This is a genomic window from Microbacterium testaceum, from assembly GCF_020781835.1.
GTDB lineage: Bacteria > Actinomycetota > Actinomycetes > Actinomycetales > Microbacteriaceae > Microbacterium > Microbacterium testaceum_H.
Genome location: NZ_JAJGNJ010000001.1, coordinates 478,041 through 502,919, shown reverse-complemented (window position 1 = coordinate 502,919; position 24,879 = coordinate 478,041). Strand labels below are relative to the sequence as shown.

The window sequence follows — 24,879 nt, the reverse complement described above, 5'->3', positions numbered from 1 at the left end:
CGGGTCAGATCGCGTCGACGACGCCCGACGCCAGACCGGCGTACGTGGCGGGGGTCAGCGCGAGCAGGCGCTCCTTCGCGGCGTCCCCGATATCGAGGCCGCGGACGAACTCGGCGAGCTCGGCAGCGCCGACCCGGCGGCCGCGCGTGAGGTCCTTCAGCAGCGCGTACGGGTCGGTGATCCGCGAGCGGCCTGCGGCGATCTCGGCGCGCACGACGGTCTGGATCGCCTCGGCGAGCACCTCCCAGTTCGCGTCGAGGTCTGCCAGGAGCACATCCTCGGCGAGCGAGATCTCGGTGAGGCCGCGCTGCAGGTTGTCGAGTGCCAGCAGCGAGTGGCCGAAGGCGACGCCGATGTTGCGCTGGGTCGTCGAGTCGGTGAGGTCGCGCTGCAGGCGGCTCGTGACGAGGGTGGATGCCAGGGTGGTGAAGAGCCCACCGGCGATCTCGAGGTTCGCCTCGGCGTTCTCGAACCGGATCGGGTTGATCTTGTGCGGCATCGTGGAGGAGCCGGTCGCCCCGGCGACGGGGATCTGCGTGAAGTATCCGAGCGAGATGTACGTCCAGATGTCGGTGGCGAGGTTGTGCAGGATGCCGCCCGCGTGACGCGCGCGGTCGTACAGCTCGACCTGCCAGTCGTGCGATTCGATCTGCGTCGTGACCGGGTTGAAGCCCAGGCCCAGCGACTCGATGAAATCTCGCGTCAGCGCGGGCCAGTCGACGTCGGGCTCGGCGGCGACGTGCGCCGACCAGGTGCCGGTCGCGCCGGAGAACTTCGCGAGGTACTCCCCGGCATCCAGCTGACGGATGACGCGCTCCAGGCGCCAGGCGAAGACGCCGATCTCCTTGCCCATCGTGGTCGGCGTCGCGGGCTGGCCGTGGGTACGCGAGAGCATCGCGGCATCCCGGTGCTGCACCGCGAGGGCAGCGAGGGCGGCGGTGACGCTGCGGAGCTTGGGCAGCCACACGCGCTGCACCGCGCGCTGCACGGTGAGGGCGTAGGCGGTGGAGTTGATGTCTTCGCTCGTGCAGGCGAAGTGGGTCAGCTCGGCGAGGGCCGTGAGGCCGAGGCTGTCGAGGCGGTCGCGCACGAGGTACTCGACGGCCTTGACGTCGTGGCGGGTGACCGCCTCTTTCTCTTTCAGCCAGGCGATCTCGTCCGCGCCGAACTCCTCGTAGAGCGCGCGCAGGCGTGCGCGGTCGGCGTCGCTCACCGGTGACGTGCCGAACAGCGAGCGGTCGGTGAGGGCCAGGAGCCACTCGACCTCGACCTCGACGCGCGCACGGTTCAGTCCCGCCTCCGACAGGTAGTCGCCGATCTCCGACACGGTGGCGAAGTAGCGTCCGTCGAGCGGGCTGAGGGGCTGCGGGGGCAGAGCGGACACGGGTCTCCCGGGGGTCGCGCGAAAGGTCAGCCCGCGGAACGAATGGCGGGCTCGAGCTGCCGGAACAGGGCTCGGCTGGCGCGTTCGATCATACCGAGCACCTCGTCGAACATCGGGGGGCCGGCGTAGTAGGGGTCGGGGACGTCGAGGGTCTCGGCATCCGGGACGAAGGAGAGCAGCAGGGCGATCTTGTCCGCGTCGTCGTCGTGCCGCGCCCAACCGCGGAGGACGCGCTCGTGGCTGCGATCGAGGGCGACGACGAGGTCGTTGTGCGCGAAGTCCGCGAGCGTGAACTGCCGGGCGCGGTGTGCGGCGCCGTCGTAGCCCAGGCGCTCCAGCGCCGCGAGGGTGCGGTGGTCGGCGCGTTCGCCGACGTGCCAGTCGCCCGTTCCCGCCGAAGTGGACACGACCCGCGACCCGAGGCCCGCCTGGTCGGCCAAACGCCGGAACACGACGTCGGCCATCGGCGACCGGCAGATGTTGCCGCTGCAGACGAACACGACGCGGAAGGGCGCGTCGGCACTCGCGGTCATCCCTCCATCATGGCCGGGACGGGCCCCGAGCGCATCAGCGGCGTGAGCGTTCGTCCCGACGGGGGCGGAGCAGCCCACCGAGGATCGCGTTGATGATGGCGATCAGCAGCGCCGCCACGACCGTGAGCCAGAACTCGCCGGTGCGCAGCCCCCAGTCCCAGTTCGACGTGATGACGGCCGTGAGCCACAGCAGGAAGCCGTTGATCACGAGCGAGATGAGGCCGAGCGTCAGGATGTACAGCGGGATGGCGACGATCTTCACGATCGTCCCGACGATGCCGTTGACCAGGGCGAAGATCAGCCCGACCACGAGCAGCGTGAGAGCCACCTGCAACCCTTCGCCGGGCGCGAAGGGGATGAGCGTCACCTGCAGGGCCGGCAGCAGGGTGACGATCCAGATGGCGAAGGCGTTGACGGCCACGCGGACGACGAAGCGCATGCCTCCATCGTGGCACGGGGTTCCGACATGCACGAGGCGCGCCGTTAGGCTCGGCTCGTGAGCGAAGAGCCGGTCCTTCCCCGTATCCGCCCCGAGATCGCCGCCCTTCCGGCGTACCGGCAGGGACGTCAGGCGAGCTCGGACGCGTTCAAGCTGTCGAGCAACGAGAACCCGTTCGAGCCGCTTCCCGGCGTGCTCGACGCGGTGCGGGCGTCGACGGCGATCAATCGGTACCCGGATGCCACGGCCGCGCGGCTGCGTGAGCGCCTCGGCGCCCGGTACGGGGTCTCGGCGGATGACATCCACATCGGCGCCGGGAGCGTCTCACTGCTCGCCCAGCTGCTGCTGGCCACGGCGGGTCCGGGTGACGAGGTCGTCTACGCGTGGCGGTCGTTCGAGGCGTACCCGTCGCTCGTTGCGGTGTCGGGTGCGACGAGCGTCCAGGTGCCGCTGACCGCGGACGCGCGCCACGACCTGCCCGCGATGGCGGCCGCCGTCACCGACCGCACACGTCTGGTGATCGTGTGCAGCCCGAACAATCCCACGGGGCCGACGGTCGGCTTCGACGAGTTCACCGCCTTCGTCGACGCGGTCCCCGCCGACATCCTCATCGTCCTCGACGAGGCCTACGCCGAGTTCGTGACCGACCCGGATGCCGTCGAGGGCCACCGCGTCCGCGCGCTGCTCGCGCGCCCCAACATCGTGATGCTCCGGACGTTCTCGAAGGCGTACGGCCTCGCGGGCCTGCGCGTCGGGTACGCGATCGGCCACACGCGCGTGCTCGACGCCGCGCGCAGCACCGCGATCCCGCTCGCGGTCACGGCGGCGGCCGAGGAGGCGGCGCTGGCGAGCCTGGATGCCGAGTCCGAACTGCTGCACCGTGTCACCGTGATCGCGGAGCGGCGCGACGCGCTGGTCGCGCGTCTGCGTGAGACCGGGTGGGACGTTCCCGACGCCCAGGGCAACTTCGTCTGGCTCCCCGCCGGTGACCGCGCCCTCGAGGTGGCGGCGGCGTTCGAGGAGGCGGGCCTCATCGTGCGCCCCTTCGCGGGGGATGGCATCCGCATCTCCGTCGGCGAGGAGGAGTCGCTCGACCGGATCGTCGAGGTCGCCGCCTCCGTCGCCCCGCGCTGAGCCGAAGCATGGTTCGGGATGCCGCCACCACCCCGGTGATCCCGGGATTCTTCCCCGACCCCTCGGTGTGCCGCGTCGGCGAGGACTACTACCTCGTGAACTCGTCGTTCGAGTACGCCCCCGGCATCCCGATCTGGCACAGCCGCGATCTCCGGACGTGGACGCAGCTCGGCAACGTGCTGACGCGGGAAAGCCAGTTCCCCGCGGGGGTATCCGCCGCGAGCCGCGGCATCTACGCGCCGACCATCCGCCACCGCGACGGCCTGTTCTTCGTCGTCGGGACGAACGTCGACCGCGGCGGCGAGCAGTTCGTCGTCACCGCGACCGATCCGGCGGGGCCGTGGTCGGACCCGATCGTGTTCCCGGGGCTCGGGGGCATCGACCCCGACCTGGCGTGGGACGACGACGGCTCGTGCCACCTGACGTACTGCGCGCTCGATGAGGCGCTGCGGCCCGAGGATGGATCGCTGCCCGTGATCGCGCAGGCGCGGATCGACCTGGAGCGCGACATCCTGCTTGAGGAGCCGCGGGTGATCTGGCGCGGGTCGGGCCTCGCGCACCCCGAGGGGCCGCACCTGTATCGGCACGACGGCTGGTGGTACCTGCTGACCGCCGAGGGCGGCACCGAGCGCGGGCACGCGGTGTGCGTCGCCCGGTCCAGGGCGATCGACGGGCCGTTCGATTCCGCGCCGACGAACCCGATCTTCAGCCGCCGCAGCACGGGCTTCCCAGTGCAGAACACCGGGCACGCCGATCTCGTCGAGCGCTGCGACGGGGACTGGGCGATGGTGTACCTCGGCGTCCGACCGCGCGGATTCACCCCGGGGTTCCACGTCGTGGGCCGCGAGACCTTCCTCGCGCGCATCGCGTGGGTCGACGACTGGCCGGTGGTGCACACCGACGACGTGCTGCCGGATCGTGCCGATACGGCGTTCGTCGACGACTTCTCCGCCGCCGAGCTGCACCCGCGGTGGGTGTCGCCCCACGGGGTGCTCCCCGGGCCGCATCCCGCCGGCGGTGTCGCGCTCGGGCCGGACGACCTCGCCGTGCGCGTCCGCGACCTTCGCTGGCGGTTCGAGGCGCCTGTCGACGCGACGGCTGCCGTGGCCCTCCGGGTCCGGCTCGACGATCACCACTGGTACGAGATCACGCTCGACGGCACCGCGGCCGAGGTCCGGGCGCGCATCGGTCCGCTCGAGGCGTCCGTGGGTTCCGCTCGCGCGACGGGCGATGTCGTGACGCTCCTCGTCGAGGCGGTGGATGCCACTCACGACGGCCCCGACGACCTCCGGTTCGGGCTGATCGACGCCGACGGCGAGCGGTGGATCGCCGCCCTCGACGGCCGCTACCTCTCCACGGAGGTCGCGGGCGGCTTCACCGGCCGCACGCTCGGACTCCGCGCCCTCGGCCCGACGCCGGTGCGTGTCGGCGGGGTGCGGTACACGCCGCTCGGCAGTGAGTGACACCGCCGCTTGTCGGAAACCCACGCCGGATCGCGGCATCCGTTGTGCACCTCATGCGGTGCGGGGCATGACGCGCCCGTTAGCGTAGGGACATGACCCCGCTCGATGACCCGGCTCTCGTGCGCGTCCTGGCGGCCGATGGCACCCTCGCGCCCACCCCTGAGGCCGAGCGCTATCTGCCCCTGATCGAGGCCCTCACCGACGCGGAACTCGAGACGTTCTACCGCGACATGGTCTCGATCCGCGCCTTCGACGTCCAGGCGACGAACCTGCAGCGCCAGGGGCAGCTGGCCCTGTGGCCGCCGTCCTTCGGGCAGGAGGCCGCGCAGGTCGGCTCGGCGCGCGCCGCCCGCCCGCAGGACCACATCTTCCCCTCGTACCGCGAGCACGTGGTGACCCGCATCCGCGGCGTCGACCCGATCGACATCATCCGCCTCATGCGCGGGCTGACGCACGGCGGGTGGGACCCGGCAGACCCCAAGAACGGCAACACCCACATCTACACGCTCGTGCTCGGCGCGCAGACGCTGCACGCCACGGGCCTCGGCATGGGGCTCGTGTTCGACGGCAAGTGCGGCACCGGAGACCCCGAGCGCGACGAAGCCGTCATCGTCTACTACGGCGACGGCGCGTCCAGCCAGGGCGACGTGCACGAGGCGATGGTGTTCGCCGCGAGCTTCCAGACGCCCGAGGTGTTCTTCCTGCAGAACAACCAGTGGGCCATCTCGGTCCCGGTCGCCACCCAGTCGCGCACGCCGCTCTACAAGCGCGCCGCGGGCTATGGCATCCCTTCGGTCCAGGTCGACGGCAACGACGTCCTCGCCAGCTACGCGGTTTCGAAGCTCGCGCTCGATGAGGCCCGCGCCGGTGAGGGCCCCCGCGCGATCGAGGCCATGACCTACCGCCGCGGCGCCCACACCACGAGCGACGACCCCACGAAGTACCGCACCTCCGCCGAGGAAGAGGCGTGGGCCGGACGCGACCCCATCGCCCGGATGCGCGCCTACCTCGAGGGCCGCGGCGCGTCGCAGCAGTTCTTCGACGACGCGGATGCCGAGGGTCGCGCGCTCGCGGACGACGTCCGTGTGCGCACGAACGAGCTCGGCATGATCCCGCGCGCCCACATGTTCGAAAGCGTCTACTCCGAGGTGCACGCCCTCGTGCAGGAGGAGCAGCGCTGGCTCGACGACTACGAGGCCTCGATGGAAGGGGGAGCGCAGTGACCGAGAACCTCCCGATCAGTCGCGCCCTCAACGCGGGCTTGCGTCGCGCGCTCGAGACGAACGACCGCGTCCTCCTCATGGGCGAGGACATCGGTCCGCTGGGCGGTGTCTTCCGGGTCACCGAGGGGCTGCAGAAGGACTTCGGGCCGCGCCGGGTCATCGACTCGCCGCTGGCGGAGTCCGGCATCGTCGGGACCGCGATCGGCCTGGCGATGGGCGGCTTCCGCCCCGTGCTGGAGATCCAGTTCGACGGGTTCGTCTTCCCCGCGTTCGACCAGATCACGACGCAGCTCGCCAAGCTCACGAACCGTCACGAGGGCACGGTACGGATGCCCGTCGTCATCCGCATCCCCTACGGCGGGCACATCGGCGCGGTCGAGCATCACCAGGAGAGCCCCGAGGCGTACTTCACGCACACCGCGGGTCTGCGCGTCGTGAGTCCCTCGACCGCGAACGACGCGTACTGGATGATCCAGCAGGCGATCGACTCGCCCGACCCCGTGATCTTCCTCGAACCCAAGGCGAAGTACTGGCAGAAGGGCGAGGTCGACACCGACGCCCCCGCGCTGCCGCTGCACGCGAGCCGCATCGTCCGCCGCGGCACCGACGTCACGCTCGTCGGCCACGGCGCGATGGTGACGACGCTCCTCCAGGCCGCGGCGCTCGCCGAGAGCGAGGGCACGAGCTGCGAGGTCATCGACCTGCGTTCGCTCTCACCGGTCGACTACGGTCCGCTGCTGGACTCGGTGCGCCGCACCGGTCGCATGGTCTACGCGCAGGAGGCGCCGGGCTTCACCTCCCTCGGCTCCGAGATCGCCGCGACCGTGATGGAGAAGGCGTTCTTCGCGCTCGAGGCGCCGGTGCTGCGCGTGTCGGGCTTCGACGTGCCCTTCCCGCCCGCGAAGCTCGAGGGCACGTACCTCCCCGACGCCGACCGCATCCTCGAGGCCGTCGACCGCTCCCTGGCCTACTGACCAAAGATCCGCGAGACTTCATTGCGCCGACGAGACCGCGACATCCTGCCGCTGTCTCGCTGGTCACTTGAAGTCTCGCGAGCAAAGGACACACCGTGACCGAGCAGACTTTCGTCCTCCCCGACGTCGGGGAAGGACTCACCGAGGCCGAGATCGTCCAGTGGCGCGTCGCACCCGGCGACGCCGTGGCCGTCAACGACGTCCTCGTCGAGATCGAGACCGCCAAGTCGCTCGTCGAGCTTCCCTCGCCGTACGCCGGTACCGTCGGCGAGCTGCTCGCCGGCGAGGGCAGCACGGTCGAGGTCGGTGCCCCGATCATCACCATCGGCTCGACGGATGCCGCGCCCCCCGCGCCCGCGCAGCCGACGACGGTTCCCGAGCCCACCGACCCCGGCGGGTCCGTTCTCGTCGGCTACGGCACCGGCGGCGCTGTGTCGTCGCGACGGCGGAAGCCTGCGGAGCGACCCGTCAAGGCATCCGTGGGTGTCGTCGCCAAGCCTCCGATCCGCAAGCTCGCACGCGACCTCGGCGTCGACCTGTCGGCCGTGACCCCGAGCGGTCCCGCCGGCGAGGTCACGCGCGAGGACGTCGTGAAGCACGCCGAGCAGGCGAGCGTCTTCCGCAACATCGAGACGCCCGAGTGGGGCGCGGTGCGCGAGGAGACGATCCCGGTCCCGCCGCCCGCCGCCCCGGCGCCGGTCGACGACGCCCGCGAGGAGTCGATTCCCGTCCGCGGCGTGCGCAAGGCGACGGCGAACGCCATGACCTCGAGCGCCTATTCGGCCCCACACGTCTCGGTCTGGGTCGACGTCGACGCGACGCGCACCATGGAGCTCGTCAAGCGGCTCAAGGCCTCGCCCGACTTCGCCGACGTGAAGATCTCGCCGCTGCTGATCATGGCGCGCGCGGTGATCTGGGCCCTACGTCGTACCCCGATGATCAACGCCGCCTGGGTCGACGGCGACGACGGCGCGCAGATCCGTATGCGTCACTACGTCAACCTCGGCATCGCCGCCGCGACCCCGCGGGGCCTTCTCGTCCCGAACATCAAGGACGCGCAGGCCATGAACACGCGCGAACTCGCCAAGGCGCTGGAGAACCTCACGCTCACCGCCCGTGAGGGCAAGACGAGCCCCGCCGATCAGACCGGCGGCACCTTCACGATCACGAACATCGGCGTGTTCGGGGTGGATGCCGGCACGCCGATCATCAATCCCGGCGAGGCCGGCATCATCGCGCTGGGGGCCATCCGGCAGAAGCCGTGGGTCGTCGACGGCGAGGTGCGTCCCCGCTGGGTGACCACGGTTTCGGGCTCGTTCGATCACCGCGTGGTCGACGGCGACGGCATCTCGCGGTTTATCGCCGACGTGGCATCCGTTCTGGAAGAGCCGGCGCTGCTGCTCGACTGAGACGCGGATCGGGCATTGCCAGGTTTCTGCCAGGGTCTCCCGCGATCGCCGTCGTGACGCGGATGTCGGCTGTCGCCGGAGGCCGCATTCCTGCATCTTGTCGTGTTCCCACCCATCCGATTTCGAGGTCCTCTTCGGATGACCCCTCGTGCGACGGAAGCGTCGTAGACGGAAACGGAAAGGGAAACCTGATGCGTACGTACACCACGAAGACCCGAATCGGCATGATCGCTGCGGCCGGCACCGGAGCTGCGGCTCTCGCCGTGGCCGGGCTGGCGCTGCCGGCCTCGGCCGACGACACCATCACGTCGACGGATGCCTCGACGACCGCGACGCAGTTCGTCGATGCGTCCGACCCGTTCTACACCTGGGTGAGCGACCTCATCGACAGTGGTGACTTCGTCGCCGCCCCGCAGACCGCGGTCGGTGACATCGCGAACATCGGACCGCTCGTGCAGGGTCCGCTCGTCAGCGACTCGCTCAACGGCGACGTCGCCTCGGGCAACCAGACCCCGGTCGTCTCCGGCAACGACACCACGGCGCCGGTCGGGTCGGGCAACGACACCACCGCGCCCATCGGCTCGGGCAACGAGCTGGGATCGGGCAACGACGTCGGCTCGGGCAACGACACCGCCGTGTCGACGGGTGACGCGGGCGTCTCGACAGGCAACAACGGCGCCTCGACCGGCGACATCTCCGGCGCGGTGGATGACGTCGTGGGAGGCATCTCGTCCGGCGACACCTCCGGCTCCGTGGACGACGTCGTCGGCGACGTCACCACCGGTGTGGACGACGTGGTCGACGGCGCACTCGACCTCGGTGGCATCCTGCGCTGATCCGCGGGAGATCTCAGCGGCGTCGCCCTTCGGGGTGGCGCCGCTGTCGCGTGTGGGGCAGCCCGACGCGCGTCGACCCCTGCCCGGTCCCCGTGCGCGTGCGCCGTGCCACGAACGAACGGACGCGTTCGCCGGGGAAGGAGCGGGGCGGCGGCGCCTAATCCGGGAGTGCGGGATGCCGCTCGCTCGGCGCCTGCCGCGTGGGGATCAGCAGCGCCAGCACGAGCGCGACGATCGCGGCGCCCAGGCCCAGCGCGAACGAGAGGTCGAAGGCCTGCGCCGTCGGGACGCGGGTCTCGCCCTCGCCCGTCGCGAGGGTCGCGAGCACGACGCCCACCACCGCCGCAGACGTGCTCGTCCCGAGGGAGCGGGCGAGCGCGTTGAGTCCGTTCGACGCGCCGGTCTCGCTGGGCGGCACGGAGCGCATGATGAGCATCGGCATCGCGGCGTAGCCGAACCCGATCCCGAAGCCGATGAGGATGTTCGCGACCACGAAGTGCCACACCTCGGTCGAGAAGATCAGGCTGAACCCGTACGCGAGAATGAGCGACACCGATCCGGCGACCAGCAGTACGCGCGGTCCGATGGTCCGCGCCAGTGCTCCCGAGAGCGGTGAGAGCACCATCATCACCAGGCCGGACGGCATGACGACCAGGCTCGCGGTCAGCAGTGACAGCCCGAGACCCACGCCGGTGGCGGTGGGCAGCTCGAGGATCTGCGGGTGCGCGACGTTCGAGGTGAACAGCGCGAAGCCCATCGCGATCGACGCGAGGTTCGTCAGCAGCACGGGGCGCCGGGCGGCCACGCGCAGATCGAGCAGCGGCTCCGGGATGCGCAGCTCGTACCACCCCCAGACGACGAGGACCAGGATGCCACCGGCGGCCAGGCCGAGCGTGAGCGGTGAGGTCCACCCCCACGAGTTGCCGCGCGACACCGCGAGCAGCACGCCGATCAGCCCCACGGCGAGTCCCGCGGCGCCGACGTAGTCGAAGCGACCGGCGGTGCGCAGCACGCTGACGGGGACGACGCGGAGGACGAGCAGGAACACCACCGCACCCAGCGCGGCGGCGATCCAGAACAGCCAGTGCCAGTCGGTCCGCTCCGCGACGAGTGCGCTGATCGGCAGGCCGAGCGCGCCGCCGACCCCGAGCGTCGCACTCATCAGGGCGATCGCGCTGTCGACGCGGTTCTCGTGCAGGACGTCGCGGAGGATCGAGATGCCCAGCGGGACGACGCCGACGACGGCGCCCTGCAGCGCGCGGCCGATGATCAGGCCGATGATGCCGGGGGAGAGCGCGGCGATGACCGACCCGAGCATCATGACGGCCAGGAGCACGAGCACGATGCGGCGTTTGCCGTACATGTCGCCCAAGCGCCCGGAGATCGGCGTGATGACGGCCGCCGCCAGGAGCGTCGACGTCACCACCCAGGCCGTGTCGTCCCGTGAAGCACTCAGCAGCTCGGGCAGCTTCGCCTGGATCGGCACGACGAGCGTGAACAGGAACGACGAGCACAGACCGGCGAGGGCGAGCACGGCGACGATCGCGCCGTCCGGGGTGCTTCGGGAGAGCCGTCTTCGCGCGTTCTCATCCCGTGGCATCCGTCTCAGGCTATCCGCCCGTGTGGGGCAGGCGGGTCTTCGAGGGCGTCGTCGACCTGCCGACCGCGAGGTGCGCTCCGCATAAACGCTTGCTGCGCGCATAAACACGGTGGGAGCGCGTTTATGCGCGCGGATCGCGTTTATGCCGGAGGGAAGTGCGGGCTTCAGGCAGACCGAGGTGCGGCCGATTTGAGAACGGTTATCACTACCGTTTACGATGGATGCCATGACCCGACGCCTCCTCGCTCCCCTCGTCCTCGGCGCGGCCTCCGTGCTCGCCCTCGCCGGTTGCGCCGGCAGCACGCCCGCTTCCAGCAGCACGGCGGGTGCGGACGGCACGGTGGCGGTCGTGGCATCCACCGACGTGTACGGCTCGATCGCCGAGTCCATCGGCGGCGACTTCGTCACCGTCACCTCGATCATCACGTCGCCCACGCAGGACCCGCACGAGTACGAGGCCAGCGCGCAGGACCAGCTCACGCTCAAGGGCGCCCAGCTCGTGATCGAGAACGGCGCGGGGTACGACTCGTTCATGGAGTCGCTGATCGACGCCAGCGGATCGGATGCCGAGGTCCTCACGGCGGTCGAGTACAACCACGACTACCCCGGCGCCGAGTCGCACGACGACGCGCACGCCGACGAGGCGTCCGCCTCCCCGAGCGAGAGCGCCGACGACCACGACCACGCCGAGGGCGACGGCCACGACCACATCGAGGGCTTCAACGAGCACGTCTGGTACGACCCGCACACCGTGGAAGACCTCGCGAAGGCCATCGCCGAGCACCTCGGCGAGCTCGCCCCCGACCACGCGGCCGACTTCACCGCCAACGCCGACGCGTTCGTGCAGGAGATCGCCGGGCTCGAGGACTCCCTCGGCCAGATCGAGGCGAAGGATGCCGGCGCGAAGGTGTTCGTCACCGAGCCCGTGCCCGTCTACCTCATCGAGGCCGCGGGGCTGACCAACGCGACGCCGAACGAGTTCAGCGAGTCCGTCGAAGAGGGTCAGGACGTCCCGCCCGCGACCCTGCTGGAGTCGCTGCAGCTCATCGACTCGGGCGAGATCTCGCTGATGATCGTGAACCCGCAGACCGGCGGCGCCGAGACCACGCAGGTCATGGACGAGGCCGAGGCCAAGGGAATTCCGGTGCTCGAGTTCACCGAGACCCTCCCGGAGGGCCAGACTTACCTCTCGTGGATGCAGAGCAACATCACCGCGCTGTCGGACGCCCTGGCGGCGTGACCGACGCCATCCCCCTGCGCATCCGCGGAGCCGCTCTCGAACGCGGCGGACGCGAGCTGTGGTCCGGGCTCGACCTCGACGTCGAGCCCGGCGAGCTCGTCGCGGTCCTGGGTCCGAGCGGTTCGGGCAAGACGACGCTGCTGCGGGCCATCCTGGGCCTCGAGCGGTTGAGCGGCGGCACGATCGAGGCGCTCGGCTCCCCGGTCCGTCGCGCCGGGAACCGCCGCATCGGCTACGTGCCGCAGCAACGGCCGCTGCCGCGGGAGACGCCGCTGCGCGGACGCGACATCGTCGGTCTCGGCGTCGACGGGCACCGGTTCGGTCTGCCGCTGCCGCGGAGGAAGGACCGCGCGCGCATCGACGAACTGCTCGAGGCCGTCGGGGCCACCGACTTCGCCGACCGTCCGGTCGGACTGCTCTCCGGCGGTGAGCAGCAGCGACTGCGGGTGGGACAGGCCCTCGCCGACGATCCGCGACTGCTGCTGTGCGACGAGCCGCTGACGAGCCTCGACCTGGCGAACCAGCAGGCGGTCGTGCGGCTCATCGACCGGCACCGCCGCGAACGCGAGGCCGCCGTGCTGCTGGTCACCCACGACATCAACCCCGTGCTCGCCCACGTGGACCGCATCCTCTACATCGCCCACGGCCGATTCACGCTCGGCACCCCCGACGAGGTGCTCACGTCGGAGACCTTGACGGCGCTGTACGGCGCACCGGTGTTCGTGACCCGGGCGGGCGGGCGACTCGTCGTCGTCGGCGCCCCCGACGCCGACGAAGCCCATCACCACCACGACGGGGACGACGTATGAACTGGTCCGACGTGGGCGACGCGCTGTTCGGCGGCGTGAGCCAATACGGCGCGATCCTCGAGCTCGTGCAGAACTCCGTCTACGCGGGCGCCGTCCTCGGCCTCGTGGGCGGTCTCATCGGCGTCTTCGTGATGCAGCGCGACATGGCCTTCGCCGTCCACGGCATCAGCGAGCTGTCGTTCGCGGGTGCCGCCGTCGCCCTCCTCATCGGTGCCGACGTCGTCTCGGGTTCGATCGTCGGGTCGGTCATCGCGGCGGCGATCATCGGCCTGCTGGGGGCCCGCGCGCGGGATCGCAACTCGATCATCGGCGTGCTCATGCCGTTCGGCCTGGGAGTGGGCATCCTGTGCCTCTCGCTCTACAACGGGCGCAGCGCCACCCGCTTCAGCCTCCTCACCGGGCAGATCGTGTCGGTCCAGAGCGCTCAGCTCGGATGGCTCGTCGTGATCGGCGTGGTGGTGCTGGTGGCGCTGCTGATGATCTGGCGTCCGCTGCGCTTCGACTCCCTCGACCCGCAGTCCGCCGCGGCTCGCGGAGTCCCCACCACGGCGGTGTCGCTCGGGTTCATGCTGCTGCTCGGGCTCATCGTCGCCGTCGCCGTGCACATCATCGGCGCGCTCCTGGTGATGGCTCTGCTGGTCACCCCGGCCGCCGCGGCGATGCGGGTGGCATCCGGTCCCCTGTCGGTGCCGCTGTTGGCGGCACTGTTCGGGTTCGTGTCGGCCGTGGGTGGAGTGCTGCTCGCCGTCGCCGGGACCCTGCCGGTCAGCCCCTACATCACGACGATCTCGTTCGTGATCTACCTCGTCTGCCGTCTCGTCGGGGCACGTCGCGACCGCACCACCCGGGCGGTGTAGCCGCCCAGCCGATTCACTACTCGCCTCGGTAGACTTCCCGCATGGTTCAGCGCAACACGTGGCAACGCGAACGCGTGCGCGAAGCTCTCGCCGGTGCCGGCGGCTTCGTCAGCGCGCAGGCGCTGCACGCCACCCTGCGCGACGAGAACACCGGCATCGGCCTGGCCACCGTGTATCGCGCCCTTGCGGGCCTCGCCGCCCGCGGCGACGCCGACTCGCTGCAGAGTCCGGACGGCGAGAACCTCTTCCGCGCCTGCGAGACCCGCGGGCACCACCACCACCTGATCTGCCGCTCGTGCGGTGTGGCCGTCGAGATCGAGGCCGACGCCGTCGAGGAGTGGGCGCAGCGCACCGCCGCCCAGCACGGGTTCTCGCAGGCCGAGCACGTGGTCGACATCTTCGGCGTCTGTGCGGACTGCGCGCGCGCCCGCGAGCGTGGCGACGACTAGTCGCACCGCCGCGCCGGCTCCCCCGCGGTCCGGCGCCTCCCGCACCCTCGTCGCGCTCGGCCTGGGTGTGCTCGTCATCACCGCGCTGTTCCTCATCGACGCGCTCGCCCCGACGTTCTTCCCGGCGCCGCTGCCCACGCGCGCGCAGGACGGTCTGACCCTCGCCCTCAGCGTCCTCATCGAGTCGCTGCCGTTCGTGGTGCTGGGCGTGCTGCTGTCGATCGTCGTGCAGGTGTGGGTGCCGCCGGGGGCGATCGAACGATGGATGCCGCGCACGCCCTGGGCGCGCCGAGCGGTGCTGTCGCTGCTGGGCATGTTCATCCCGGTGTGCGAGTGCGGCAACGTGCCGTTCGCACGCGGCCTGCTCATGCGCGGCTTCGGGGTGTCCGACACCCTCACCTTCCTCGTCGCCGCGCCGATCGTGAACCCGATCGTCATCATCAGCACGCATGCCGCGTTCGGTTTCAGCGACGGCATCCTCGTGGCCCGCCTCATCGGCGGCTACCTCATCGCCAACCTCATCGGGTGGCTGTACAGCCGGCATCCGGATCCCGACGCGCTCCTCACCGAGCGCTTCCTCGAGACCTGCGAGATCGTCGTTCAGGAACGCGGCGGCCGCGGGCGCCGGTCGCTCGCGCAGTTCGTCGTCGAGCTGCGGTCGGTGATGCCGGCCCTCATCATCGGCTCGCTGATCGCCGGCGCCGTGCAGGTGCTCGTCCCGCGCAGCGCCCTGCTGGCGATCGGATCGGACCCCGCGCTGTCGATCGCGGCGATGATCCTGCTGGCCGTCGTGGTTTCGCTGTGTTCGAACGTCGACGCGTTCTTCGCGCTGTCGTTCGCCTCGACCTTCACCCCGGGCTCCCTCGTGGCGTTCCTCGTCGTGGGTCCCATCGTCGATCTGAAGATGTACGCGCTGCTGCGCACGACCTTCACCACGCGCGTGCTCGTCGGGCTGACCGCGGTGGTCGTGCTTTCGGCCTTCGCCCTCGGGACGGTGGTGAACCTCCTTGTCTAGAACGGGTGCTCTCGCCACGCGCTGGCTCGGGGTCGGGCTCACCGCGTGCCTGGCCGTCACCACGATCGCGCTGTGGCTGACCGGCCGCATCGCGCTGTACATCAATCCCGACTCGGCGTGGTTCGCCGTCGGGATGGCCGTGATCGCGCTGCTCGGATCCATCGCGACGTTCGCCCTGCCGCTGGGTGCCGAGGCCGACCATGGTCACGACCACGAGCACGGCCACGCCGCCGCCCCGGCACGCGCCCGGCGCGAGGCCTTCGCGCACGCCGACCACGAGCACGTCGACGCGTCGGACGCGCACGACCACGCCGCGCACGAGCACCTCGCCGCTCGTCCGCGCCTGACGCCCGGCGGCATCGCGGCCTTCAGCGGGGGACTCATCGCCTCGGGAGCGGTCGTGGCCGTGCTGCTGACCCCGCCCGCCTCGCTCTCCGCCGAGCTCGCCGTCTCGCGCGACGTCGGCGCACCGCCCCTGTTCGTCGGCTCCGACGTGGTGACGCTGGCGGCCTCGGGTGATACGTCGACCTTCGGTATCGGCGACTGGTCGGCGATCTTCGCGCACTCCACCAACCCCGAGACCTTCGACGGCAAGCCCGTCACGCTCACCGGCTTCATCACCCCCGGGCAGGACGGGGCGACGTTCGACCTCACACGTCTCGTCATCACGCACTGCGTCATCGACGCGCAGACCGCACGGCTGCCGATCACCGCGTCCGGGTCGGCCCCCTCGACGGGACAGTGGGTGACGGTGACCGGGACGGTGCGCTCCACCGGCGACGGTGCGCTCGAGATCCGGGCCGACCAGGTGGCGGCCATCGACGAGCCGGCGGATCCGTATGAGTACTGATTCCCGGCGTGTCCGCGCTCGCCGTCGTCGCGGACGCGGGTTCCTCTTCGCCTTCGCGGCGGTCCTCGGCGCCCTGGTGCTCGTCGGCGGCGTCGGCGGCGTCGTGTCCGTCGCGCAAGGGCCCCGGGTGACCGACGTGCAGGTCGACCCGGCCGCCGCCGTCGCGGCATCCGGTGCCCGGGTCATCCTCACCACGACGCAGTCCCTCGAGGATGTCGACCCGGCGCAGGTCGAGGTCGAGCCCGCGACCCCCTTCACCGTCGACACGTCCGGTCGCAGCGTCGGCATCCGGTTCACCCTTCCGCTGCGCGACGACTCCGACTACCGCGTGACCGTCCGCGACGTGCGCGGACTCGGCGCGGGCCCCGCCTCGACGTTGAGCGAGACGTTCCGGACCCCGCCGCTCGAGGCGTTCCTCATGCAGCGGGGCACGGCCGACGGCGACACCATCTTCCGCACCGATCTGAAGGGCGAGGCAGGCCTGCCCGTCTTCACCCACGAGCACATCGAGGACTTCCGGGCGACCGCCAACCACCTCGTCGTCTCGGTGCGCGAGGGCGACCGGGCACGCGTCATCGTCACCGACCTCGACGGGCAGAACGCGCACGACATCGCCCTGCCCGGGCCCGGCTTCGTCTCCAACCTGCAGTCCGCCGACCGCGGCGAGCGTGTCGGGTTCACCTTCTCGGATGCCACCCTGGGTGCCGCCGGCGGACGCGAGAGCAAGCTGTTCACGGCATCGGCGGCGGACGACGCGCCGCCGGTCGAGGTCGGGCTCGACGGTGGCGATGTCCGGGTGGCCGACTGGCGCTTCGTCCCCGACACCGACAGCATGCTCGTGCTGACCTTCGACTCCCGCCTGCTGCTCACCGACGCCGAGGGCGGCAACGCCGCTCCGATGGGGACCGCGGTATCGATCGACGGCATTGCGCGCGGATCTGCGGTGGCGATCGTCGAGCGGCTCGAGGGCATCCGCGAGATCAACCTCACGGACGGGTCCGAGGAAGCACTCGAGGAGCCGGTCGACCCGCCGGGGATGCCGGGGCGCGCAACACCCGTCCCCGGCGCGGGCGCGGGCACGATCCGTTCGTTCGCCGACATCGACGCGGACGGCGCCTACCGGGCCACGACCATCGGCCACGTCGACACCGACGGCGCGGTGCGCCCCCTTCTCGAGGTTCCCGGCACCGACACGGTGCTGCAGACGTGCGTGTCGCCGAGCGGCCGCTACGCGGCCGTCCTGATCGCGCCGCGAGCGATCGACAACCCCTTCGACCGCTACCAGCTGCCCCTGCCGGGGCGGCTGCAGACCCACCTGGTCGAGATCGACACCGGGCAGGAGCTCGCCGCTCTCCAGGGCTTCGACCTGTCGTGGTGCCAGGTGCCTCCCGGATGACGCGACCCGCCGCGCGCCACGACCTCCAGGCTCTGCCCGTCGAGGTCGCCCCGCTCCTGCTCGGCGCGCACCTCGAAACCGTCGTCGCGGGGGAGCGCGTGGTGCTGCGCATCAGCGAGGTCGAGGCGTACCACGGGCTCGGAACGGGCGACCGGCCCGACCCCGGCTCTCACGCGCGCGGCGGTCCGACGGCGCGCAACGCGACCATGTGGGGCGAGCCGGGGCACCTCTACGTGTATCTGAGCCATGGCATCCACTCCTGCGTCAACGTCGTGTGCGGGCCCGACGGCGTCGCCGGCGGTGTGCTGCTGCGCGGGGGCGAAGTGATCGAGGGTGCCGCTGCGGCCGAGCGGCGTCGTCGGGAGCGCGGCGGTGTCGTGCGCACGGCGCGCGACCTCGCGCGCGGACCCGGACGGTTGGGGGATGCCGTGGGCCTGCGGCATCCGGCCCACGACGGGATCGACGCCATCACCGGGGCCGAGCGCGCCGGTGCGCGGGCGCGGCTGTTCCTGCCCGAGCGGCGCGCCACGCCGATCGCCACGGGCCCGCGGGTGGGAGTCGCGGGCGTCGCGGGGACCGCGGCGTTCCCGTGGCGGTTCTGGCTGACGGGAGACCCGACGGTGTCGGCGTTCCGCTGGGGCCGGGGAGCCGCCGAGGAGACGGCTCGTCAAGGCGACACGCCGGGCGTGCTAGACTGATCGCTTGTCTGCGCGCACTCCAGCGCGTAGTACGTACCCCTTCTTCCGATCCCGGCCTCGTGCTGTGCCCGGAACGGGGTGCAGACAAGGGATCTTGGGTGACACCGTCCGGTGTCACGGTACAGAAGGAGACATCACCATGGCAGCAGTGTGCCAGGTGACCGGAGCGGTTCCCGGCTTCGGTCACAACATCTCGCACTCGCACCGCCGGACGAAGCGCCGCTTCGACCCGAACGTGCAGAAGAAGACCTACTTCGTTCCGTCGCTGGGTCGCAACATCAAGCTCAACGTGTCGGCGAAGGGCATCAAGGTCATCGACGCGCGCGGTATCGAGGCCGTCGTCCGTGACCTGCAGGCGAAGGGCGTGAAGCTGTAATGGCGAAGAAGGCTCAGGACGTCCGTCCGATCATCAAGCTGCGTTCGACCGCCGGCACGGGTTACACCTACGTGACGCGCAAGAACCGCCGCAACAACCCCGACCGCATCGTGCTGAAGAAGTACGACCCCGTGGTCCGCAAGCACGTCGACTTCCGAGAGGAGCGCTAAGCATGGCTAAGAAGAGCAAGATCGCGCGCAACGAGCAGCGCAAGGTCGTCGTCGAGCGCTACGCCGCGAAGCGCGCCGAGCTGAAGAAGACCCTGGTCGACCCCAACGCGACCGACGAGGCCCGCGAGGCCGCCCGCGTGGGCCTGCAGAAGCTGCCCCGCAACGCGTCGCCCGCGCGTGTGCGCAGCCGCGACGTCATCGACGGCCGCCCCCGTGGCGTGCTGACGAAGTTCGGCGTCTCGCGTGTCCGCTTCCGCGACATGGCCCACCGGGGCGAGCTGCCCGGTGTGACCAAGTCGTCCTGGTAAGCACCAGTTCCACGACGAAGGGCGGGGGTTCCGAGAGGCCCCTCGCCCTTCGTCGTGTCTGGACGAGCGGGGTTCGCTAAGCTTCCGCGCGAAGGCGGCGGGGCACCGACCTTCCGAGCCGAGGAGCGGGAGTGAAGACGACGGTGCATCGAGTCATCGCGTGGGGTGTCGTGGTCGGCCTCGCGGCCGTACTCGGAGGGGGAGCCGCAGCGGGTGCGGCGGGTGCGCCGAGCGCCTCCTTCCTGCCGGCCCAGGGCACCGTCGGGCAGGAGCTGCGCCTGCTGGGCACCGGCTTCGCCTCGGACTCCGAGGTGCTCGTGGCGACGGATCCGGACGAGGAGCCCGTCACCGCGGGGCACACCGACAGCGAGGGATTCTTCGACGTGCCCTTCACGATCCCCGATGTCGCGCCGGGGCGGCACGCGGTGATCATCTGGGTGGGTCCCGACGAGTGGGAGGCGGAATACACCGTCGTGACCTCCGCCCCGGATCCGGACGAGACCGAGGGCGCGGTGTGGTTCGAACCGCCCGCCGGGACGGTCGGGCAGCGGCTGCAGCTGATCGGGCTCGGTTTCCCGGCCGACACCGACGTGCTCGTGACCACCAGCGCGAGCCCGGACCCCACCCTCGTCGGTCGCAGCGCATCCGACGGAACGTTCACGCTTGCGTTCACGATCCCCGGACTCGCTCCGGGGCAGCACCCGGTCGAGGTGAGGGTGGGTGATCGTCAGGGATCTCTGGAGCTGCTCGTCCTGCCGGCGGGGACCGGGCCGACCCCGAGCCCGACCCCGTCCGACTCCGAGGAACCCGCCGCGGGCCCGTCGCCGTCGATCGAGGCGACCACCCCGGCCGCCGCGGCATCCGGCCCGTCGGCGCCCGCGCGATCCGTGCTCGCGCGAAGCGGTGCACCCGAGGTGCTGGCTCTCGTGCCGTGGGGGCTGGCGGCTCTCGTGGGTGCACTCGCGCTGAGCGCCCATCGGTCACGTCGACGCACCGGTGCCTGAGCGGGCGGAGCCCCGTCCTGTTCCCCGGGACCGCCTCACGCGTCCCTTCCGTCACAGATCTGAAGCGACACGCCGCCCTTCCGCGGGCGAAATCCGCGAATATCCGCGTAATTCCGCGGTTCGGTTGATACTGTCGAGGCGGTCTCCCGACCACCGAGGAGGGGAATCCCTCCTCGTCCGATGTAACGAGAGGCGACACGACCGTCGCCTGGAGGACAACCACATGGCCGACAAGTCCATCACCAAGACCGAGCTCGTCGCGAGCATCGCCAGCGCGACCGGACAGAGCCAGTCCGCCGTGTCGAGCGTGCTCGACTCCCTCTTCTCCACCGTCTCCGAGGCCGTCGCCAAGGGCAGCAAGGTCTCGATCCCGGGCTGGATCGCGTTCGAGCAGGTCGCCACCTCGGCCCGCACCGGCCGCAACCCCCAGACGGGCGAGGAGATCTCGATCCCCGCGGGCAAGCGTGTCAAGGTCACCGCCGGCTCGAAGCTGAAGGCCGCCGTCAAGTAAGACGACAGCGCACTGTGAGAGGGGGGATGCCGCGTCGGCATCCCCCCTCCTGCATGTGCGGGCGACGTAGGCTTGGGGGGTGAATCCCCGAGCCCTCCGCGTGGCCGGACCCGTCATCCTCGTCGTGGTCTCGGCGATCTGCGTGGTCGCGGGTCTGGCCTACGGCGGCGGTGCCGCGCCATCGCTCCTGGCCGACCCCGGTCCGTTCGTCCGCTGGGGGCTTCCGGCCGCGACGCTCGTGGTCAACCTGTCGGCGGCGACGATGGTCGGCTCGCTCGTACTGGCGCTGTTCGCCCTGCCCGCGGGCGAGCGTCCCTTCGAGATCGCCCTCGACACGGCATCCATCGGCGCGGCCGTCTTCACCGTGGCCGCCGCGGCGACCGGGTTCCTGACGTTCCTCAACGTCATCAACGCGACGCCCACCCTCGACGCCGTCTTCGGGCAACAGCTCGGGCGCTTCCTCGTCGAGACCGAGATCGGTCCCGCGTGGCTCATCACCACGATCGCCGGTGCCGTGCTCACCGTGCTCACGTTCGCCGTACGCACGTGGGTCCCGACCCTCCTCGTCGCGATTCTGGCGATCGCCGCGCTCATCCCGATGGGCACGCAGGGACACGCCGGCACCGAGGCGAGCCACACCGCGGCGGTCACCTCTCTCGTGCTGCACATCATCGCCGCGGCGGTCTGGCTCGGCGGTCTGGTCCTGCTCGTCGTGGTGCGGCCGGCGCTCAGCCGATCGCAGCTGCAGACGGCGTTGCTGCGGTACTCGTCGCTCGCGCTGGTGTCCTTCATCGTCGTGGCCGTGTCCGGCACGGTGCGCGCCTCGATCGGGCTGATCGGCTGGGAGAACCTCCTCTCGCCCTACGGCGTCCTCGTGCTCGTGAAGGTCACCGCTCTCGTGGCGATGGGCGTCCTGGGAGCCTGGTATCGCCGCCGGCTCATCGCCGGCATGGGCGACGAGGCCGGGTCGCGCCGGTTCTGGGGCGTCGTCCTGCTCGAGCTGGTCTTCATGGGCGTCGCCAGCGGGATCGCGGTCGCCCTCGCCCGGACGCCCCCGCCCGCCGCCGACCTCCCCCCGATCGGCCGCACACCCGCGGAGGTGCTCACCGGGTCGCCGCTGCCGCCGGAGTTCACCCTCGATCGCTGGTTCACGGCGTGGGACATCGATCTGCTGTGGGCGTTCGTCGCCGGCTTCGGACTGTTCTTCTACTGGGCGGGCGCATGGCGTCTGCACCGCCGCGGCGACACGTGGCCGATCCACCGCACGGTGCTGTGGTCGCTGGGCATGTTCGCGATCTTCTGGGTCACCTCCGGTCCGCTGAACGTCTACCAGGACTACCTGTTCAGCGTGCACATGATCGAGCACATGCTGCTGTCGATGGCGATCCCGCTGCTGTTGGTCGCCGGCGCGCCCGTCACCCTCGCCGCGCGGGCCATCCGCAAGCGCGAGGACGGTTCGCGCGGGGGCCGCGAATGGATCCTTTGGGCCGTGCACAACCCGGTCGCGACGGTGCTGACGAACCCGTACGTCGCGGCGGGGCTGTTCATCGGATCGCTGTGGGCGTTCTACTACACCGACCTGTTCCGCTGGTCGCTGTACGACCACGTCGGCCACATCTGGATGGTCGCGCACTTCCTCATCACCGGCTACCTGTTCGTCCTGAGTCTCATCGGCATCGATCCCGTCCCCTACCGGCTGCCGTATCCGATGCGGCTGCTGGTGCTCATCGCGATCATGGCGATGCACGCCTTCTTCGGCATCGCGATCATGATGAACTCCGGTCTCATGGCGGCCGAATGGTTCGGGGCCATGGGCCGGGAGTGGGGCGCCACCCCGCTGCAGGACCAGTACACCGGCGGCGGCGTCGCGTGGAGCGTGGGCGAGATCCCGACGCTGATCCTCGCGATCACCGTCGCGATCCAGTGGAGCCGCAGCGACGAGCGACAGCAGCGCCGCCGCGACCGCCACGTCGACCGGGTCGGTGACATCGAGCTCGACGAGTACAACGCCGAGCTCCAGCGCCTTGCCGCGCGCGATGCACGCATCGCCGAGCGCGAGGCGGCGAAGGGCCGCTGAGGCGGGCGCCCGGTCAGTCGGTGCCGCCGCCGATGGCGATGGATGCCGAACCGTCCGGCTGCACGGTGATCTCGCCGTCCACGGTGAAGGGGACGTCCTCTTCGACGGTGCGCACCGATCCGTCGAAGATCGAGCGGATGTCGACCTCGATGCGGGCCACCGCCTTCGCGGACGGGATGCGCCAACCGGCGCCATCCGGCACGACCGAGACCGTGGGCTGTTGGACGATGGACCAGGTGGGAGCGTCGTCGATCCGGTTGCGGACGGTGAATCCGAACGGGCAGCCGGTGGGTTGGAGCACCTTCTGCTCGGCGCACGTCGTGAGGAAGTCCTCGACGCGCTGCTGGACGACGGAGACGAACTCCTCCGTGGGCTCGGCCTGCACGTCGACCGGCACCCCCGTGAGGGGGGAGTCGGCGAGGATGGCCACCCCCGGGGTCGCCGAGATCGCGGTGTCCACCGCGACCGAGTACAGACCCGGCGAGAACACCAGCAGGGGGACGGCCGCGGACGGGTCGGCATCCGCCCCGTCGACGGACACCTGCCGCTTGTCGATCTCGAACCCGTTGACCGAGAACCGCATCGAGCCGCGCACGGTGAGATCGACGACGGCGAGGGGGCTCACGTCGAAGCGCCAATGCGGCACGACGCCGGACCATCCGTCCTGGCGGACGGCGAAGGTGGTGCGGCCGTCGTACGCACCGGCACGGTACTCGACGGTGACGCGGGTGATGTCGCCGTCGACGGTCTCGCTCGTCACGCGCGCGTCCGTGATCGCCTGCAGGGCGTCCGAGCGCAGGAGCGCCTCGGATGCCGTGGCGGGCAGACCCGCGCTCTCGAGCTCGGTGGAGTCGACGGCGACGCCGGGCACCGCGAGCGCCTCGGCCGCTCGACGGTCCTGCAGCAGCTCGAGGTAGTGCAGAACGAAGGCGCGCGGGCTGTAGAGCTCGCGGTACGCGGCGGCCGCTCCGGCACCCAGCGCGGCGAAGAGCAGTGCGCCGATGACGCCGAGGATCGTCAGGTCGCGGGCGAGTCGGCGGGGGCGCCCGAGGCCGGCATCCTCGGTCGTCGCCGGTCCTCTGCCCCCGCTGTCCACTCGCCCAGTCTAGGAAAGCGACCTGCGCGCCAGCGGAATGCGTCGGTCACGGGTGGGCTCGCGCATCCGAAGTCCGCGCCGTGCGCCCTGCAACAGGACGACCGGGTGCTCCGCGACCGACAGGACTCACCGCGGCGCTGCGAGGCTCTGCACGATCGCCACGGCCGCGAGCTGGCCGGCCGTGATCGCCGCCGCGAGACTCGCCATCGGCCCCGGGAAGTGATCGGGGTGGGCCATGTCGCCGACCGCGAAGACGCGGTCGACGCTCGTGCGCCCGAAGGGGTCGATCCGGACGGCCCCGGACTCCTGCAGGTCGAGGCCCAGCTGCGCCGCGAAGGGCGCCCGCTGGCGCGAGACGGGTGCGACGAAGGCTCCGGCGACGTCGAACCTCGACGCGTCGTCGAGCACGAGCGCCAGTCCGTCGCCGGTGCTCTCGACCTGCACGACGCGCGCCGGGTCGAGCACGAAGACCTCGGATGCCACGGGCTCGAGCATCCCGCGCAGCATCGCCGCGTGCGGCGATGCGTTCAGCACGGCGACCGGACGCCCGGCGAATTCATGGCCGTGGCAGAACGGACAGTTGGCGACGCGATCACCCCAGTGCTCCGACAGTCCGCGGATGGGCGGGAGATCGTCGGCGAGACCGGTCGCCAGCACGAGGTGGTCGGCACGGAGCTGCTCGCCCGCGACCTCCACCCGCACGCCGTCGGCGTCGGCCGCGACCCCGGACGCCATGGCATCCCGGATCTCCACCGTCGCGTATGCGGCGAGTTCATCGCGGCCGCGGCGGCGCAGATCGGCCGGGGCGACACCGTCGTTGCCGAGCAGATTCTGCGCGTGGTCGACCGTGGCGTTGCGGTACTCGCCGGAGTCCAGCAGCAGGGTTCGGCGATGCATGCGCCCCAGGGTGAGGGCGGCCTGCAGCCCGGCGGGACCGCCGCCGATGATGATGGCCTCGTACATGACGGGCTCCTCTCGCTTGCGTTCGCGACCATGCTGCGACTTCATGTCGACCTGAAGTCAAGCGC

Annotated in this window: 26 protein-coding genes; 20 read left to right on the top strand and 6 right to left on the bottom strand. The window is 71.0% G+C overall.

Annotated features, from left to right (window positions below):
* Positions 1 to 4 precede the first annotated feature (4 nt).
* Genes purB through LL239_RS02405 form a run of 3 tightly spaced genes read right to left on the bottom strand, consistent with a single transcriptional unit; the run spans position 5 to position 2,356 of the window.
* On the bottom strand, positions 5 to 1,384 hold the full coding sequence (gene purB / locus LL239_RS02415; protein WP_228161841.1) for an adenylosuccinate lyase: 1,380 nt from the start codon (positions 1,382 to 1,384) through the stop codon (positions 5 to 7).
* A 26-nt stretch (positions 1,385 to 1,410) separates the two neighbouring features.
* Positions 1,411 to 1,917, bottom strand: a complete 507-nt coding sequence (locus LL239_RS02410; protein ID WP_228161840.1) for a low molecular weight protein-tyrosine-phosphatase — start codon at positions 1,915 to 1,917, stop codon at positions 1,411 to 1,413.
* Between the two features lie 34 nt (positions 1,918 to 1,951).
* Positions 1,952 to 2,356, bottom strand: a complete 405-nt coding sequence (locus tag LL239_RS02405) for a phage holin family protein (protein WP_228161839.1) — start codon at positions 2,354 to 2,356, stop codon at positions 1,952 to 1,954.
* A gap of 57 nt (positions 2,357 to 2,413) precedes the next feature.
* Here LL239_RS02405 and LL239_RS02400 point away from each other — a divergent pair, with 57 nt between their 5' ends.
* From LL239_RS02400 to LL239_RS02375, 6 genes are all read left to right on the top strand, one after another.
* Positions 2,414 to 3,490 (top strand): histidinol-phosphate transaminase, encoded by a 1,077-nt coding sequence (locus LL239_RS02400; protein ID WP_228161838.1) that lies wholly within the window; start codon positions 2,414 to 2,416, stop codon positions 3,488 to 3,490.
* Between the two features lie 8 nt (positions 3,491 to 3,498).
* Positions 3,499 to 4,953: a glycoside hydrolase family 43 protein gene (locus tag LL239_RS02395; RefSeq protein WP_228161837.1), complete on the top strand. Its 1,455-nt coding sequence runs from the start codon at positions 3,499 to 3,501 to the stop codon at positions 4,951 to 4,953.
* Between the two features lie 92 nt (positions 4,954 to 5,045).
* A complete protein-coding gene (locus tag LL239_RS02390) occupies positions 5,046 to 6,176 on the top strand; it encodes a thiamine pyrophosphate-dependent dehydrogenase E1 component subunit alpha (RefSeq protein ID WP_228161835.1) in 1,131 nt (376 codons plus the stop codon).
* On the top strand, positions 6,173 to 7,150 hold the full coding sequence (locus LL239_RS02385) for an alpha-ketoacid dehydrogenase subunit beta (protein WP_228161834.1): 978 nt from the start codon (positions 6,173 to 6,175) through the stop codon (positions 7,148 to 7,150). The genes LL239_RS02390 and LL239_RS02385 overlap by 4 nt, the downstream gene beginning before the upstream one ends.
* A 95-nt stretch (positions 7,151 to 7,245) precedes the next feature.
* On the top strand, positions 7,246 to 8,559 hold the full coding sequence (locus LL239_RS02380; RefSeq protein WP_228161833.1) for a dihydrolipoamide acetyltransferase family protein: 1,314 nt from the start codon (positions 7,246 to 7,248) through the stop codon (positions 8,557 to 8,559).
* A gap of 191 nt (positions 8,560 to 8,750) precedes the next feature.
* Complete coding sequence (locus LL239_RS02375; RefSeq protein WP_228161832.1) at positions 8,751 to 9,395, top strand: hypothetical protein; 645 nt, start codon at positions 8,751 to 8,753, stop codon at positions 9,393 to 9,395.
* 157 nt (positions 9,396 to 9,552) lie between these two features.
* Here the strand turns inward: LL239_RS02375 and LL239_RS02370 are convergent, their stop codons facing one another.
* Entirely contained in the window at positions 9,553 to 10,995 is a 1,443-nt protein-coding gene (locus LL239_RS02370) for an MFS transporter (RefSeq protein WP_228161830.1), read from the bottom strand.
* A 226-nt stretch (positions 10,996 to 11,221) separates the two neighbouring features.
* Here LL239_RS02370 and LL239_RS02365 point away from each other — a divergent pair, with 226 nt between their 5' ends.
* The 14 genes from LL239_RS02365 to LL239_RS02300 all read left to right on the top strand — a co-directional run bounded on the left by LL239_RS02365 (position 11,222) and on the right by LL239_RS02300 (position 22,755).
* Positions 11,222 to 12,235 (top strand): metal ABC transporter solute-binding protein, Zn/Mn family, encoded by a 1,014-nt coding sequence (locus LL239_RS02365; protein WP_228161829.1) that lies wholly within the window; start codon positions 11,222 to 11,224, stop codon positions 12,233 to 12,235.
* The gene (locus LL239_RS02360) at positions 12,232 to 13,044 is read left to right on the top strand and encodes a metal ABC transporter ATP-binding protein (protein ID WP_228161828.1); all 813 of its coding nucleotides are present in this window, start codon (positions 12,232 to 12,234) and stop codon (positions 13,042 to 13,044) included. Before LL239_RS02365 ends, LL239_RS02360 begins: the two co-directional genes overlap by 4 nt.
* A complete protein-coding gene (locus LL239_RS02355; protein ID WP_228161827.1) occupies positions 13,041 to 13,901 on the top strand; it encodes a metal ABC transporter permease in 861 nt (286 codons plus the stop codon). Before LL239_RS02360 ends, LL239_RS02355 begins: the two co-directional genes overlap by 4 nt.
* Positions 13,902 to 13,942: 41 nt before the next feature.
* Positions 13,943 to 14,350: a Fur family transcriptional regulator gene (locus LL239_RS02350; protein ID WP_228161826.1), complete on the top strand. Its 408-nt coding sequence runs from the start codon at positions 13,943 to 13,945 to the stop codon at positions 14,348 to 14,350.
* Complete coding sequence (locus LL239_RS02345; protein ID WP_374197604.1) at positions 14,310 to 15,365, top strand: permease; 1,056 nt, start codon at positions 14,310 to 14,312, stop codon at positions 15,363 to 15,365. The genes LL239_RS02350 and LL239_RS02345 overlap by 41 nt, the downstream gene beginning before the upstream one ends.
* Entirely contained in the window at positions 15,358 to 16,215 is an 858-nt protein-coding gene (locus tag LL239_RS02340) for a TIGR03943 family putative permease subunit (RefSeq protein ID WP_228161824.1), read from the top strand. Before LL239_RS02345 ends, LL239_RS02340 begins: the two co-directional genes overlap by 8 nt.
* The gene (locus LL239_RS02335) at positions 16,205 to 17,611 is read left to right on the top strand and encodes a hypothetical protein (RefSeq protein ID WP_228161823.1); all 1,407 of its coding nucleotides are present in this window, start codon (positions 16,205 to 16,207) and stop codon (positions 17,609 to 17,611) included. Before LL239_RS02340 ends, LL239_RS02335 begins: the two co-directional genes overlap by 11 nt.
* Positions 17,608 to 18,309 carry a DNA-3-methyladenine glycosylase gene (locus LL239_RS02330; RefSeq protein ID WP_228161822.1) on the top strand — a complete coding sequence of 234 codons (702 nt, stop codon included), beginning with the start codon at positions 17,608 to 17,610 and terminating at the stop codon, positions 18,307 to 18,309. Before LL239_RS02335 ends, LL239_RS02330 begins: the two co-directional genes overlap by 4 nt.
* Positions 18,310 to 18,448: 139 nt before the next feature.
* Positions 18,449 to 18,685, top strand: a complete 237-nt coding sequence (gene rpmB / locus LL239_RS02325; protein WP_013584774.1) for a 50S ribosomal protein L28 — start codon at positions 18,449 to 18,451, stop codon at positions 18,683 to 18,685.
* Positions 18,685 to 18,855: a 50S ribosomal protein L33 gene (gene rpmG, locus LL239_RS02320; protein ID WP_013584775.1), complete on the top strand. Its 171-nt coding sequence runs from the start codon at positions 18,685 to 18,687 to the stop codon at positions 18,853 to 18,855. Before rpmB ends, rpmG begins: the two co-directional genes overlap by 1 nt.
* A gap of 2 nt (positions 18,856 to 18,857) precedes the next feature.
* On the top strand, positions 18,858 to 19,163 hold the full coding sequence (gene rpsN, locus LL239_RS02315; RefSeq protein WP_022878196.1) for a 30S ribosomal protein S14: 306 nt from the start codon (positions 18,858 to 18,860) through the stop codon (positions 19,161 to 19,163).
* Between the two features lie 131 nt (positions 19,164 to 19,294).
* Complete coding sequence (locus tag LL239_RS02310; protein WP_228161821.1) at positions 19,295 to 20,167, top strand: hypothetical protein; 873 nt, start codon at positions 19,295 to 19,297, stop codon at positions 20,165 to 20,167.
* Between the two features lie 223 nt (positions 20,168 to 20,390).
* Positions 20,391 to 20,678 carry an HU family DNA-binding protein gene (locus tag LL239_RS02305; protein ID WP_022878194.1) on the top strand — a complete coding sequence of 96 codons (288 nt, stop codon included), beginning with the start codon at positions 20,391 to 20,393 and terminating at the stop codon, positions 20,676 to 20,678.
* Between the two features lie 79 nt (positions 20,679 to 20,757).
* Positions 20,758 to 22,755 (top strand): cytochrome c oxidase assembly protein, encoded by a 1,998-nt coding sequence (locus tag LL239_RS02300; RefSeq protein ID WP_228161820.1) that lies wholly within the window; start codon positions 20,758 to 20,760, stop codon positions 22,753 to 22,755.
* A gap of 13 nt (positions 22,756 to 22,768) precedes the next feature.
* Here LL239_RS02300 and LL239_RS02295 read toward each other — a convergent pair whose 3' ends face one another.
* Positions 22,769 to 23,851 (bottom strand): hypothetical protein, encoded by a 1,083-nt coding sequence (locus tag LL239_RS02295; RefSeq protein WP_228161819.1) that lies wholly within the window; start codon positions 23,849 to 23,851, stop codon positions 22,769 to 22,771.
* 126 nt (positions 23,852 to 23,977) lie between these two features.
* On the bottom strand, positions 23,978 to 24,814 hold the full coding sequence (locus LL239_RS02290; RefSeq protein ID WP_228161818.1) for an NAD(P)/FAD-dependent oxidoreductase: 837 nt from the start codon (positions 24,812 to 24,814) through the stop codon (positions 23,978 to 23,980).
* Positions 24,815 to 24,879: the final 65 nt, after the last annotated feature.

Bases quoted from the DNA above. Each gene is read 5' to 3' on its own strand.
- rpmG (WP_013584775.1), top strand. From the start codon at position 18,685: ATGGCGAAGAAGGCTCAGGACGTCCGTCCGATCATCAAGCTGCGTTCG.
- LL239_RS02305 (WP_022878194.1), top strand. From the start codon at position 20,391: ATGGCCGACAAGTCCATCACCAAGACCGAGCTCGTCGCGAGCATCGCC.
- LL239_RS02335 (WP_228161823.1), top strand. From the start codon at position 16,205: ATGAGTACTGATTCCCGGCGTGTCCGCGCTCGCCGTCGTCGCGGACGC.
- rpsN (WP_022878196.1), top strand. From the start codon at position 18,858: ATGGCTAAGAAGAGCAAGATCGCGCGCAACGAGCAGCGCAAGGTCGTC.
- LL239_RS02365 (WP_228161829.1), top strand. From the start codon at position 11,222: ATGACCCGACGCCTCCTCGCTCCCCTCGTCCTCGGCGCGGCCTCCGTG.
- LL239_RS02390 (WP_228161835.1), top strand. From the start codon at position 5,046: ATGACCCCGCTCGATGACCCGGCTCTCGTGCGCGTCCTGGCGGCCGAT.
- LL239_RS02290 (WP_228161818.1), bottom strand. From the start codon at position 24,814: ATGTACGAGGCCATCATCATCGGCGGCGGTCCCGCCGGGCTGCAGGCC.
- LL239_RS02370 (WP_228161830.1), bottom strand. From the start codon at position 10,995: ATGCCACGGGATGAGAACGCGCGAAGACGGCTCTCCCGAAGCACCCCG.
- LL239_RS02350 (WP_228161826.1), top strand. From the start codon at position 13,943: ATGGTTCAGCGCAACACGTGGCAACGCGAACGCGTGCGCGAAGCTCTC.
- LL239_RS02355 (WP_228161827.1), top strand. From the start codon at position 13,041: ATGAACTGGTCCGACGTGGGCGACGCGCTGTTCGGCGGCGTGAGCCAA.
- LL239_RS02330 (WP_228161822.1), top strand. From the start codon at position 17,608: ATGACGCGACCCGCCGCGCGCCACGACCTCCAGGCTCTGCCCGTCGAG.
- LL239_RS02395 (WP_228161837.1), top strand. From the start codon at position 3,499: ATGGTTCGGGATGCCGCCACCACCCCGGTGATCCCGGGATTCTTCCCC.
- LL239_RS02405 (WP_228161839.1), bottom strand. From the start codon at position 2,356: ATGCGCTTCGTCGTCCGCGTGGCCGTCAACGCCTTCGCCATCTGGATC.
- LL239_RS02375 (WP_228161832.1), top strand. From the start codon at position 8,751: ATGCGTACGTACACCACGAAGACCCGAATCGGCATGATCGCTGCGGCC.
- rpmB (WP_013584774.1), top strand. From the start codon at position 18,449: ATGGCAGCAGTGTGCCAGGTGACCGGAGCGGTTCCCGGCTTCGGTCAC.
- LL239_RS02410 (WP_228161840.1), bottom strand. From the start codon at position 1,917: ATGACCGCGAGTGCCGACGCGCCCTTCCGCGTCGTGTTCGTCTGCAGC.